At 41.6% G+C, this 11,842-nt stretch carries 14 protein-coding genes; 7 read left to right on the plus strand and 7 right to left on the minus strand.

The window, feature by feature from the left end; translation table 11 throughout:
* Positions 1-106 precede the first annotated feature (106 nt).
* The 5 genes from FTD44_RS10225 (at position 107) to FTD44_RS10245 (ending at position 6,599) form a co-directional block, all read left to right on the plus strand.
* Positions 107-529 (plus strand): type II 3-dehydroquinate dehydratase, encoded by a 423-nt coding sequence (locus FTD44_RS10225; protein ID WP_222166353.1) that lies wholly within the window; start codon positions 107-109, stop codon positions 527-529.
* Positions 530-974: 445 nt separating this feature from the next.
* The gene (locus FTD44_RS10230; RefSeq protein ID WP_222166354.1) at positions 975-2,636 is read left to right on the plus strand and encodes a helix-turn-helix transcriptional regulator; all 1,662 of its coding nucleotides are present in this window, start codon (positions 975-977) and stop codon (positions 2,634-2,636) included.
* A gap of 548 nt (positions 2,637-3,184) precedes the next feature.
* A complete protein-coding gene (locus FTD44_RS10235; RefSeq protein WP_222166355.1) occupies positions 3,185-3,694 on the plus strand; it encodes a GNAT family N-acetyltransferase in 510 nt (169 codons plus the stop codon).
* On the plus strand, positions 3,691-4,500 hold the full coding sequence (locus FTD44_RS10240) for a class I SAM-dependent methyltransferase (protein ID WP_222166356.1): 810 nt from the start codon (positions 3,691-3,693) through the stop codon (positions 4,498-4,500). The genes FTD44_RS10235 and FTD44_RS10240 overlap by 4 nt, the downstream gene beginning before the upstream one ends.
* Before the next feature lie 134 nt (positions 4,501-4,634).
* The gene (locus FTD44_RS10245; protein ID WP_222166357.1) at positions 4,635-6,599 is read left to right on the plus strand and encodes a transglutaminase domain-containing protein; all 1,965 of its coding nucleotides are present in this window, start codon (positions 4,635-4,637) and stop codon (positions 6,597-6,599) included.
* 94 nt (positions 6,600-6,693) lie between these two features.
* Here the strand turns inward: FTD44_RS10245 and FTD44_RS10250 are convergent, their stop codons facing one another.
* The 5 genes from FTD44_RS10250 to FTD44_RS10270 all read right to left on the minus strand — a co-directional run bounded on the left by FTD44_RS10250 (position 6,694) and on the right by FTD44_RS10270 (position 10,007).
* Positions 6,694-7,134, minus strand: coding sequence for a hypothetical protein (locus tag FTD44_RS10250; RefSeq protein ID WP_222166358.1), 441 nt, complete (start codon positions 7,132-7,134; stop codon positions 6,694-6,696).
* Positions 7,135-7,187: 53 nt separating this feature from the next.
* Entirely contained in the window at positions 7,188-8,441 is a 1,254-nt protein-coding gene (gene metK / locus FTD44_RS10255) for a methionine adenosyltransferase (RefSeq protein ID WP_222166359.1), read from the minus strand.
* A 76-nt stretch (positions 8,442-8,517) separates the two neighbouring features.
* Positions 8,518-9,015 (minus strand): hypothetical protein, encoded by a 498-nt coding sequence (locus tag FTD44_RS10260; protein WP_222166360.1) that lies wholly within the window; start codon positions 9,013-9,015, stop codon positions 8,518-8,520.
* Positions 9,016-9,021: 6 nt separating this feature from the next.
* Positions 9,022-9,729 (minus strand): hypothetical protein, encoded by a 708-nt coding sequence (locus FTD44_RS10265; RefSeq protein ID WP_222166361.1) that lies wholly within the window; start codon positions 9,727-9,729, stop codon positions 9,022-9,024.
* Positions 9,730-9,770: 41 nt separating this feature from the next.
* On the minus strand, positions 9,771-10,007 hold the full coding sequence (locus FTD44_RS10270) for a DUF3820 family protein (RefSeq protein WP_222166362.1): 237 nt from the start codon (positions 10,005-10,007) through the stop codon (positions 9,771-9,773).
* A 59-nt stretch (positions 10,008-10,066) separates the two neighbouring features.
* Here FTD44_RS10270 and FTD44_RS10275 point away from each other — a divergent pair, with 59 nt between their 5' ends.
* Entirely contained in the window at positions 10,067-10,720 is a 654-nt protein-coding gene (locus tag FTD44_RS10275) for a DsbA family protein (RefSeq protein WP_222166363.1), read from the plus strand.
* 48 nt (positions 10,721-10,768) lie between these two features.
* On the plus strand, positions 10,769-11,065 hold the full coding sequence (locus FTD44_RS10280) for a YciI family protein (RefSeq protein WP_222166364.1): 297 nt from the start codon (positions 10,769-10,771) through the stop codon (positions 11,063-11,065).
* A 172-nt stretch (positions 11,066-11,237) separates the two neighbouring features.
* On the opposite strand, the gene FTD44_RS10285 is transcribed toward FTD44_RS10280, so the two are convergent.
* Entirely contained in the window at positions 11,238-11,438 is a 201-nt protein-coding gene (locus FTD44_RS10285) for a CsbD family protein (protein WP_222166365.1), read from the minus strand.
* 55 nt (positions 11,439-11,493) lie between these two features.
* Complete coding sequence (locus FTD44_RS10290) at positions 11,494-11,667, minus strand: lmo0937 family membrane protein (RefSeq protein WP_129021536.1); 174 nt, start codon at positions 11,665-11,667, stop codon at positions 11,494-11,496.
* Positions 11,668-11,842: the final 175 nt, after the last annotated feature.

Genomic DNA, 11,842 nt, shown 5'->3' on the forward strand with positions numbered 1-11,842 from the left:
TTTTATTTTAAGTGTAAAAGTAGTTTATTTGTAAGATAAGTGCATACCCTGACGGGGGTAAAAATCGGGGGATTTTCCACGGTTGTGCATTATTCTTGTTTTGTATATGAAAATAAAAATCATTAACGGTCCCAACCTTAATATGCTGGGTACCCGGCAACCGCATATCTATGGAAATGTGCGGTTTGAAGATTATCTATTGCAACTGGAGGCAGACTTTAAGCCAGTCGTATTGTCTTACTTTCAGAGTAATCATGAGGGCGCACTGATTGATGAGATCCAGTCGCTGACAGAGGGCGGGTATGACGCGCTCATCCTTAATCCTGCTGCTTATGGTCACACGAGCATTGCCATTGCCGATGCCTTAGCCTGCCTTACTATCCCGATAGTGGAAGTGCATATTTCTGACATCTATAAACGGGAGTCCTTTCGCCACCATACCTACACAGCTGCCCATGCACTACACATGGTCACAGGCATGGGCTTAGACGGTTATAAAGAAGCCATCAACCTGTTATTGAACAAATGATATAATTTATGAATAGATAAAGTGTTGATATCTTGTGTTGGGTTGAAAAAATAACATCCATTTTGCAAAATATCTACATTTGTTTACCATAAAAGACTATTTCTTTGTTAGTATATAATCACTATTACATATCTATAGAGTCTACATTCTGTTATTTCTATAACGCCAGTACTCGTATGGTATGTTTTTGCGACTCCGCTAAACTGCTAACTGCAGACTTGTAATTAGTGAATAATCATAATTAAAAAGAGCGCCTGTATCATGCAGGTGACGAGTTGTACAAATTATGTGTTTTACCAGATATGTCTATTGTCTGCTGCTTTGCTGTGTCTTTTGCTCTTCATCAGCGCAGCTTTCTCCCATCTTCACTTCGAAGAATGGTACTGTCAATGATTTGTGTGACAGTGCTTTAAATCTCAGTAAAGGAAAAAACTTCCTGCGGGCTATGGCACTTGCCGATAGCGCCACGAGTATAGCTGTGCGTGCCCATGATGATCTGGCTATTGCACATGCCAATGCCACAATGGGTTGGATATTGATCGATGATTATAATTTTTCCCTCGCTGTCGAATTTGCTGAAAAAGGCCTGAAACGAATAGAGCATGTGAAGGAGCCCCGTGCTAAGGCTATGCTGATGCACCAGATGGGCCTAGCGTATGATCGCATGAATCTGCCGGATAAGGCGATGAAACAATATTTTGAGGCGATAAAGATTTATAGGTCGCTTAATGATGAACGTTTTGTCGGTCAGCTGGAAGGAAATATCGGACGCCTGTACTTTATTGCCAACGATTTCAAAACAGCAAAGCGTTATTATAACCAGGGTTACGAAAAGATCAGGGATAAGAAGATTCCGCTGCTGATATCTGACTATTACAATCGCTATGCCGTATTGCTGCAGGTAGAGGGTCATGTAAAGGAAGCATACCGGTTCAACCAGCTGGGTATAGAGCTGGCTCGTAAGAACGGTTTGTTGCAGGAGTTATGCGATTTCTATTTCAATATGGCCAGTGTTCAGTATGCTATGGGCAATGACCGGCTGGCTATGCAGTATGTCGATTCTGCAATCGAGCTGGCTAAACAGAAAGGCTTTGATTATGCCCAGTACCTGGGTAGTAAAGCTAAATTGCTCAGCGACGGAAATAAGACATTCAATCCTGAAGTGGAGCAGTTGTTTATGACCGCATTGGCTGAAGTGACCCGCAGCCAGAATAAATATATGGAATATAGCATCCGTAACCTGCTGGCCAACTATTACAAACAGGTAAGTATGTTTGGAAAGGCTGCAGAGCAGATCGTTATGGTCAATGATATTAAGGATTCTATCGCTAATACCCGCAATGCCATTGCACTAAAGGAAATTGAATATAAGTTTAAAGACCTGGAAAAAGAAACACTGCTGAAAGGATACCAGTCAAAATCGCGGTTGAAAAACGGCCTTATTGTGATGATGCTGTTATTGGCGGTACTCGGATTATACCTGTTTTGCAGTGCCCGTAAAACGCTGCGCCTGCGTCAGTTATATTTTAAAAGTAAAGAGCGCCTGCTGGAGCAGGAAAAAGCAAATGCTATTTACGAAAGGGAGCTGGAGAAGGATCATAAAGAGCGTGCGTTGCTGGAACAGCAATTGCATAAAGAAGAGCGGCTGGCCCTGGAGCGGGAGATGGCTTCTACACAAAGAGAGCTCACCACCATAACTTTATTCCTGCAGGAAAAGAACAAAATGCTGGAAGAACTGAAGTCGCAGCTGGAGCAGGCCATTATACATTCAGATGGCACTCAGAAAGCCGGATTACAGAAACTACAGCAAAACATCAGGCACTCGATCAACTTTGATAATGACTGGGATAAAGTGAAGCTACATTTCGAAAAAGTGCATCCCGATTTTTTTGCCCGTCTGACCGAGATTTGTCCGCAGCTTACGCCTAATGAACTAAAACATTGTGCCTATATTAAAATGAATATGAGCATTAAAGAAACGGCCAACCTCCTTAACATTGATTATAATAGTGTGAAGATGTCCCGCTATCGTATTAAGAAAAAGTTGAATCTTGAGCCAGAGACTGATCTGGTAGAATTTATTCATAACATATATCCTGCAGCTTAAAAAGCTTGTGTATTAATAAGTTGCGGTATATTTTCCGGGTTACATGCTTGTGAAAATCATAGTGATTACAGCATAAAAACGCAACTTGTATACTGTTTTTTGATTATATACTTCACTCTTTTGTGTAAATAGGTTATTTATAATTATTTGATTATTATGTAGTTATATTGCTGTAGTCCATTTGTATACCATTATTTCCGGTACTGTAATCCATTTGTAACCCCCGATTTATTGGTATTCCGTAAATGTTTCGGCTACTTTGCATCATAGACATTGGGAGTACGTTCCTTATCTCAAATTATTAAACTTCTTTAAGTATAAGTAATTGCCGGTTTTAATATTTATGCTAAAATAATGTATATATTCTAATTTAAGTATTAGGCACCGTTAGAGGATAGTGGACTATAACTGGTGTAAAAGAGTGTTTCATTTTTTGCTTCATTGCTAGTGGTGCATGAAGGATTGAGTGTGAGCGGGTTTTTACCCGCTCTTTCACTTTTTAGGACATTTTGCAGTATATTTGAATCAGTCGCTAATCACATTATTCCATGACCGATTTCAAACTTAGGCCCTGGCATGCCGACGACCTGGACAGCCTGGTAGAACAGGCTAATAATCAGCACATCGCCCGGTACATGACCAATATGTTTCCTCACCCTTACTCCCGCGAAAACGGGCTTGCTTTTATCGAATTTGCCAATCTTGCTGAACCATTCCGGATCTTTGCTATTGAAATAAAGGGCAAAGCAGTAGGAGGTGTAGGTATTCACCCGCAGACCGACATTATGTGCAAGAATGCTGAGCTGGGGTACTGGCTGGGAGAACGGTACTGGGGTAAAGGCGTTATGGGCAGCGTTATTGCTGCAATATTGCCTTATGCGTTTAAAACTTTCGATATTGAACGCTTATATGGACGTGTTTTCGGCAGTAATGCCGCTTCGCAACACGTGTTACTTAAAAATGGTTTCGTATTGGAGTCTAATATCCCTAAAGTGATCTATAAGGACGGGATATTTGAAGATGAACTGATTTACGGAATAAGAAGAGATAACCTATGAATACAGATAAGAAATATATAGACATCAACAGAGCTTCCTGGAATGATAGGGTAGCAGCACACCTGGCATCTGACTTTTACGATCAGCAGGGCTTTCTGGATGGGAAGCAAACCTTAAAGGAAATAGAGCTGGACTTGCTGGGCGATATCCGCGGCAAGAAAGTGCTGCATTTACAGTGCCATTTTGGGCAGGATAGTATATCTCTTGCGCGCATGGGCGCCAGTGTGACCGGTGTAGACCTTTCTGACAAAGCAATTGCCCTTGCCCGCGAACTGGCTGAACAGACAGGGCAGGATGCAACTTTCGTGTGTTGTGATCTTTATGATCTGCCTCAGCACCTAGACGAACAGTTTGATATAGTATTTACCAGTTACGGTACCATAGGCTGGTTACCCGATACAGATCGTTGGGCGGCATTGATTCATCGCTACCTTAAACCTGGTGGTACTTTCATATTTGCAGAATTTCATCCCGTTGTATGGATGTTTGATGATGATTTTACCAAAGTGGCTTATGATTATTTCAATTATGAGACCATTGTAGAGACTACAGAGGGTACTTACGCACAGCCAGATGCTGAACTGGAGCTCGCAAATGTAAACTGGAATCACGGCCTCGCAGAGGTCTTCACCAGCTTGCTGCACAGCGGATTGGTACTGGATGCCTTCAGAGAGTATGATTATTCCCCTTATCCCTGCTTCCGCAATGTAAAGGAAATTGCTCCCGGCAGGTATCGTATTGCACACCTCGAGAAGGCAATACCTATGGTATATGCCCTGCGTGCAACAAAAAACGGCGCGAAATAATACAAGATATTGCTACAAATAAACAGGTCCGGAACATTGTTCCGGACCTGTTTATTTGTGTAATGGAGATATTATGTCCACACAACGTAAAATAGAGATAAATTGATATATTTACGCTTTATTTTAACAAATCTATGGGAATATTCTGTACACGAAATTTTTTAAGCATACTACTGGTTTCTGGTAGCTTGTTTACCACTTCTTCAAATGCCCAGGTGCAGGTAAACACCATCATCGGTGTCAGCACTCCTTCCGGCGCCGATAAGTCATACGAACGCCTGGCGCATGCTCTCTGCGATCATCTGCCTACAGAAACCGCCAAGGCCAATGCTATTTACAACTGGATCACCCATAATATCAAGTATGATGTAAAAGCCCTGCAGCAAGGCAAGCTTAAAGAAGATGATCCTAAAAAAGTATTTCAGCAACGTAAAGGACTATGCGGTGGATATTCTGTATTGTTTGCAGCAATGTGTAAAGAAGTAGGGATCTCTGCCGTAACTGTAGGCGGTTATTCGAAGGACTGGATGTTTGATGATGGTGATAAGCTATACATCCCGAGACATGCCTGGAATATTGTGTATGTAGATCAGAAATGGCAGCTCGTAGATGCTACCTGGGGTGCAGGCTATCTTGCACAGGAACCCGGATGGCTGAAACGACAGCTGAATAAAACATCGAAAAAAGCAGTAACAGCGACTTCCGGAAAACTGAAGTTCCGCTTTAAATATGATCCGGCATATTTTCTCAGCAATCCGCTGGACTTTCGCCTGAAACACCTGCCATCCGATCCCGTATGGCAACTTACTGATTCCTTTATGCCGGTAGCCGTATTCGAAGCCGGAGATCAAGCGATTATTGATTTTAACAGAGAGAACCCGTCACTGGAACAGAATAGTGCCCTGCAGCGTAAATTAAGTGCACTGAGTGAAGATGAACAGATACAGGTTTCTGCAGAACGTATCTCGAAATATAATCCCCGTTTTCACGTAGTAATGGCTGCCAAGTATATTGCTGATGCAAAAGAAGCTATTGAAAACAGTACACCGGCAACCGTTTCCGGTACACTTGTTACTGCTAATGAGAAAATTAAAAGTGCAGAGGCTGAAGTGAATAAACAGACTAAAGCCATCAATGCGGAATACATAAGCCTCAAATCCAAAAATAAAACCAAAAATACCCAGGCCACACAATATATGCGTAGCCTGCACAGCAATAATAAGCGCATGGTGAACAAGTGCGAAGGCTATCTTAAAAAAGCAGATACCCGCATTACTACCATAAAAAAGAACAGGATTAAACTGAGGGAGATGGGGAAGGATGTAGATGCCGGCAAACTCAATACTATTACTACAGCAGTAAAGACAGATCCTGCTATGATGCAGATGCTTCAAGATTCTGTAGACCGGCGTATGGAGCGTATGGAAGTGCTGCAGGAATCTTTAACTGCGCACCAGGCAATGCTGTCTGCCGTGCAGGAAATGAATGACCTCAGGCTGGATACACTGGCGGGGATATTTACACTGGCTGATTCTGCCCTGGTCGAAGAGACGCGTAGCCGTATTCGTATGTATGATAACTATGATGAAGAGGTCCTCCAATGGACCCGCCTGGTAAAAACAGTTAGGTTGCAGGATGTCGATAGCATACAGAAAAGATACCTTTCCACTAATGACTCTATTGGTACCTACTACGAACGCATGCGCAGAATGCAGTCAGAGCTGGCGACTAAATGTCATCAGAACCTGAAAGATATAGAGCGATATAAGCGTAAGGGAGATAATGCCGCTTTCCTGTCGCAATACGGCAGCCAGATGGCCCAATACGAATCTTATCGTAAAGCCTGTGCGCAGACGCTGGCAGATCATCTGGATTATGTAAGCCGGCATAAAGAACTCTACAGGCAATTGATTAAATTATACAACCGCCAGGATAAACTGGTGACTTATATGGAACAGTCGGAAAAGAAAAGGAAGGAACTGGAGGATAAGAATCTGAAAGAAAAAGAAGCCTTTGATAAAAAGGAAAACACACATCAAAAAGGACAATTGAAACAGATCGGCCAGAAAGTGGAAAAGATGAAGGTTGCGATGAAGTAGAGTACGGCCGATTCCCGATTGTGATCCTGTTTCGGAAGACATAAAAAAGCTGCTCTTATTAAGAGCAGCTTTTTTATATAATATAATTCTTGAATTAATAATTCAGGTTGAAATAAATTTCATCATATGCATCAACAGGTCTGTCTTTCAGGCGCAGATGCACTGTTTTGGTCGTTTTACTAACGATCTCCCAGTTTTTATTCAGGTCACGGAATGGTTTATCATTACCGAAGTCCATTTTGAATGAAGCCATATCGGTTTTGGTTGTACTATCAGTGAGCACTGTATCTTTCCAGGTGCCATATTTATATACGTCATTCCTTACTGCTTCCACTTTTCCGTCTTGGTAAAATTTGAAAGCATAACCTGTATAGTTAGACAGTTTATCATCACCATTATCGAAATAAATGGTCATGCGCCATGTTTTCTGTTGCAGAACTTTGCCTACATTATCAGAAGTGGCTTTACCTTCATTTTTATTACAAGCCGTAAGTGTGCTTACGCCAAGCATCAGGAGAAACAGGGTTTTTCTCATATCCGAAATTTGTTATAATTTCTATAAAGATATACAAAAGATTTCGAAAATTACTATTTCAGACCGAAAGCTTTCTTCACTTTAGCAACGTAATCCAGCTTCTCCCAGGTAAATAATTCTACCTTGATCGTTTTAGGTTTTTTGTTATGATCGTAGAACACAACTTCTTTCACCTCGTTAACACGTCCCATGTGCCCGTAAGCAGCAGTAGCACTGTAGATCGGATTTCTTAATTTCAGACGGGTCTCGATTGCATATGGTCTCATGTCAAATACAGAAGAGATGATTTTGGCGATCTCACCATCATTCATATCCACTTTTGCAGTACCTTTTGTATCCACAAAGATACCCATTGGCTGAGCTACACCGATAGCGTAAGAAACCTGTACCAGTACCTCATCACATAAACCGGCAGCAACCATGTTTTTAGCGATGTGACGGGTTGCGTAAGCCGCACTGCGGTCTACTTTACTAGGATCTTTACCACTGAAGGCACCACCACCATGTGCACCTTTACCGCCGTAAGTATCTACGATGATTTTTCTTCCGGTAAGACCGGTATCACCATGCGGACCACCGATTACAAACTTACCGGTCGGGTTAATGTGGTATTTGATTTTATTATTGAAGAAGTGCTTGTATTCAGGATATTTCTTGATTACACGCGGGATCAGGATTTCTTTCATATCCTTTTCGATCTTCTTCAGCATGCTTTTTTCTGAATCGAAATCATCATGCTGTGTAGAGATTACGATAGCATCAATGCGTTGCGGTTTATGGTCGTCGCTGTATTCCAGTGTTACCTGACTTTTAGCATCCGGTCTCAGGTATTTGATATCTTTATTTTCTCTGCGCAGTGCAGCCAGCTCAATCAGTAAAGTATTGGCCAGGTCTAATGCCAGCGGCATATAGTTCTGCGTTTCGTTGGTTGCATAACCAAACATCATACCCTGGTCACCAGCACCCTGTTCTTCTTTATTTTTTCTGTCTACACCCTGGTTAATATCAGGAGACTGTTCGTGAATAGCAGATAAGATACCACAACTATTAGCTTCGAACATATATTCGCTCTTCGTGTATCCGATTTTACGAATAACATTTCTAGCGATTTCCTGTACATCAAGATAAGCATTAGACTTTACTTCACCAGCCAGTACTACCTGTCCTGTTGTAACCAGGGTTTCACAAGCTACTTTACTGTTTTTATCAAATGCAAGGAAGTTGTCGATTAATGCATCAGAAATCTGATCGGCAATTTTGTCCGGGTGTCCTTCAGAAACGGACTCAGAAGTGAATAAATAAGGCATTACTTTATTATATGTGTTTTACGAAGTAAATAAATAGGAGGATCAAAAGTACTAAACAATATTTAAATCAATAATTTTATTTAGACTTAACAGAATCGAGCTGCAGCAGCTGATCTTCCAGCGAATCTATACCGGGCGCCATTACCTCCTGTATCGTGGTATCTGCCTGTGCAAATGCAAGGGCAGAATAGTTCACTTTCCATTTGATATTTCCTTCCAGGTTCTTTTCTGCTTTGAGTTCCAGCTCATGGAAGGGGAATAGTTCCGGTGTGGTATTGAAGCTAACCATATAGGTACTGTCATTCAGTTTTTTCTCGTTCAGAATAGTCACCTTAAATCCTTCAAGATAACTTTCTTTCTGCTCCGGCGACAGATCTTTTGTTGATCGTTCCAGTACCTTAAGAAAATCCCATGTGGTTTTTGTGGAGTAGTTTCTGGCCATATTCATGTCCAGGCGTGCAACACTTACCAGAAAGGTTTCGGTTACGGCTTTGGGAGAGTTTGTGCTTTTGCAGGAAAACAGCAATACACAAAATAGGAGCAGACTGAGGGAGGTGTTGATTTTTGAACGCATGATAGATTATTGAAAAACGGCTGTATAGATTTCTTGATTTTTGGGCCTCAGGAACAGGTTGTCTACCGAAATAAATGTGTAGGGTCCTGCTTTGGTATAGGCAATAAATTTATCGTTTTTGGTGGCACGGGTCAGTACCTTATATACAAATTCGGCCGGGTACATCTCCTTATCGGTATCCAGTCTGTACTGACTGTCATACAATACCCCCTGTTGGTAAAAGTCTTTGATGATCTGCTGCATAGAGGCGACCTGTGACTGGGTTAAAGGTAATTTGTATATACCGAATCCGGTTACATTCCGAGATCCGATGTACGTTTCAAATGAATCCCTGACCAGCCCGCCGGGATGATTGCCTGAAGGCAGTGCAATATGGTAAATGAACGGATAATTGTTTTCGATAAATACCAGCCCTGCATATGCATAGGTTTTGTCCTTCTGATTCACACTACTGAACAGTTCGCTTTTAGTATCCTTACCGGATATGGTCACCAGGTAACCATTTTTCAGCGTATCCATAGCCGCATTGATGTATTGCACATTTACCGGTCGATTCAGCTTTTCATTACTGACCTTCTGTGTTACATAATCCGGGTAGATTTCTTTCGCGATCAGGTTACGGTTATACACAATAACAAACAGCAGCAACATTGTAAAGAGCAATGTTGTCTGCAGAGTGCGTTTTTGAGGATGTGTATGAGAATGTCCTGCCATGAATTGTTGTGTAACAGGGGCAAATTTAGGAAATTAACAGCTTATCTTGCTGCGCCCAGTTTTTGTTTGCGGATCGGCTCCAGCAGATAGCTCAGGCCATTAAGCTTGATTTCGTACATAGTTTGCAGCAGTAAACCCAGTTTACCCTTAGGGAAACCCTGCTGGCTGAACCATAAAATGTAATGTTCCGGAAGGTCGCCGATATAGGTACCCTTGTATTTACCAAAAGGCATTTTTAGTTCAAAGAGTTCTGTAAGTAGCTCTGCCTGTGGTCCCATTTAAGTTTTTTTTACAAAGATCTATATTTAAATATTGCAAAAACAGTTTATTTTGCAATATGACTATTATATATTGTTACGATGCGTATTGTGGATGGTGTTATGGTTTTAGCCCGGTAATCAAGAAGATTGCAGAAGAGTTTCAGAAAGAGTTTCGGTTTGAGGTGCTGAGCGGAGGAATGATCCTGCCGGAGCAACCGCAGCCGATTACGGTGATTGCCGATTTCATGAAGGATAATTGTAAAAGAGTAGGAGAGCTTACAGGAGCACAGTTTGGTCCCGATTTTATGTTTCATCTCAATAGGGCAGAGGACAGCGATTGGTTTCCCAATTCAGAAAAACCCGCTATCGCCTTATGTGTCCTGAAAGAATACATGCCGGATAAGGCCGTACAGATCGCTGCCGATCTGCAATATGCTCTTTATTACGAAGGCCGCGACCTGACTGATGATGAGGCATACAGACACTTATTACACGAATATAATATCGATGCGGACGAGTTTTATACCAGATTGCGCAGCGAAACATACAAGGAAAAAGCCTATTATGAGTTCCAGCTGGTAAAGCAACTTAAGGTAGAAAGCTATCCGCAGGTACTGTTGCAGGTATCAGATTCCAAGTTTTACCTGTTGGCTAAGGGCTATACCGATTATGAGACCTTTCATCAGACCATTTCGTCAGTGCTGATACAGATACAGTCTGCACAGAACTAAAAATGATGATGCGGTATATATTGCTGATAACAACGAACTGATTTATACATGGACAAAAAGTATTTTGTACTGCACCTGCTTCCGTCAAGACCGGATTTTGCACAAACAATGAGTGCCGAGGAACGAGCTGTAATGATGGAGCATGTTGCTTACTGGACCGCATTAATGAACCAGGGAAAAGTGCTGGCATTCGGGCCGGTGCTGGATCCTGCTGCAGTATATGGCCTGGGTATTATTGCCGCAGAAGATGAGGAGGAAGTTAAGGCATTTATTGCCGGTGACCCCGCTGCTACAATTAACCGCTATGAATATTTTCCGATGATGGCTGTAGTGCCTGCGCAATAATTGGATCCAGATTGCCTGATACTATTGCAACCTTACATATAAAAAGCACCCGGTTTCGGGTGCTTTTTTATTAATCCGGATAGATAATCTGCCTTATTCGGGAGGAGTTGCCCGTATAAATGAGACCTTGGCATACTTAGAAATGTGGTCTCGTTTGATCACCTTTCGCGGATTATTCAAATTTCATGCGATCGATGAATTCATTGATCTTCTCTTTTGTTTCACCGGTTTTCTGCTGCAGGCGGCCAACCAGTTCATCTTCTTTTCCTTCTTCATAAAGCAAATCATCATCTGTCAGATTTGCCCATTGTTGTTTCAGGTTTCCTTTTACGATGTTCCAGTTGCCTTTCAGCTTGTCTTGTAATGTGCTCATGTGGAGTAAATTTTAAGGTTATAAAAAAGGGTGGATACAATAAAAAAACGGCAGATTAAGAATCTAATGGTTTTCTGCCCGAAATGATGTTATACAGAATAACAATAATCGCAATAACCAGTAATATGTGAATCAAATTTCCTAAGCCCATTCCGCCTCCAACACCAATCAATCCCAGGATCCAGATGATAATACAGATTACGGCCACTAACCATAGAATGCTTCTCATAATATTTGGTTTTGTTTGAATTAAAATTAGGCATATTAGCTATGTATAAAAAGTTAAAGAACAGTATTTACATTGAAATGAGTGCTTTTTAACGCCGCTATACAATCCCGTTAGCAAATCATTTACATTTGAAGGGCCTGGCATAAAAAAAGCTGCCCTCGGGCAGCTTTTTTTA

The sequence above is a fragment of the Edaphocola aurantiacus genome (assembly GCF_019797745.1).
GTDB lineage: Bacteria > Bacteroidota > Bacteroidia > Chitinophagales > Chitinophagaceae > Edaphocola > Edaphocola aurantiacus.

Coding starts and splice junctions, on each gene's coding strand:
- FTD44_RS10270 (WP_222166362.1), bottom strand. CDS start 10,007: ATGGGACCACAGGCAGAGCTACTTACAGAACTCTTTGAACTAAAAATG.
- FTD44_RS10280 (WP_222166364.1), top strand. CDS start 10,769: ATGGACAAAAAGTATTTTGTACTGCACCTGCTTCCGTCAAGACCGGAT.
- FTD44_RS10235 (WP_222166355.1), top strand. CDS start 3,185: ATGACCGATTTCAAACTTAGGCCCTGGCATGCCGACGACCTGGACAGC.
- FTD44_RS10245 (WP_222166357.1), top strand. CDS start 4,635: ATGGGAATATTCTGTACACGAAATTTTTTAAGCATACTACTGGTTTCT.
- FTD44_RS10260 (WP_222166360.1), bottom strand. CDS start 9,015: ATGCGTTCAAAAATCAACACCTCCCTCAGTCTGCTCCTATTTTGTGTA.
- FTD44_RS10285 (WP_222166365.1), bottom strand. CDS start 11,438: ATGAGCACATTACAAGACAAGCTGAAAGGCAACTGGAACATCGTAAAA.
- FTD44_RS10250 (WP_222166358.1), bottom strand. CDS start 7,134: ATGAGAAAAACCCTGTTTCTCCTGATGCTTGGCGTAAGCACACTTACG.
- FTD44_RS10225 (WP_222166353.1), top strand. CDS start 107: ATGAAAATAAAAATCATTAACGGTCCCAACCTTAATATGCTGGGTACC.
- metK (WP_222166359.1), bottom strand. CDS start 8,441: ATGCCTTATTTATTCACTTCTGAGTCCGTTTCTGAAGGACACCCGGAC.
- FTD44_RS10230 (WP_222166354.1), top strand. CDS start 975: ATGGCACTTGCCGATAGCGCCACGAGTATAGCTGTGCGTGCCCATGAT.
- FTD44_RS10275 (WP_222166363.1), top strand. CDS start 10,067: ATGACTATTATATATTGTTACGATGCGTATTGTGGATGGTGTTATGGT.
- FTD44_RS10265 (WP_222166361.1), bottom strand. CDS start 9,729: ATGGCAGGACATTCTCATACACATCCTCAAAAACGCACTCTGCAGACA.
- FTD44_RS10290 (WP_129021536.1), bottom strand. CDS start 11,667: ATGAGAAGCATTCTATGGTTAGTGGCCGTAATCTGTATTATCATCTGG.
- FTD44_RS10240 (WP_222166356.1), top strand. CDS start 3,691: ATGAATACAGATAAGAAATATATAGACATCAACAGAGCTTCCTGGAAT.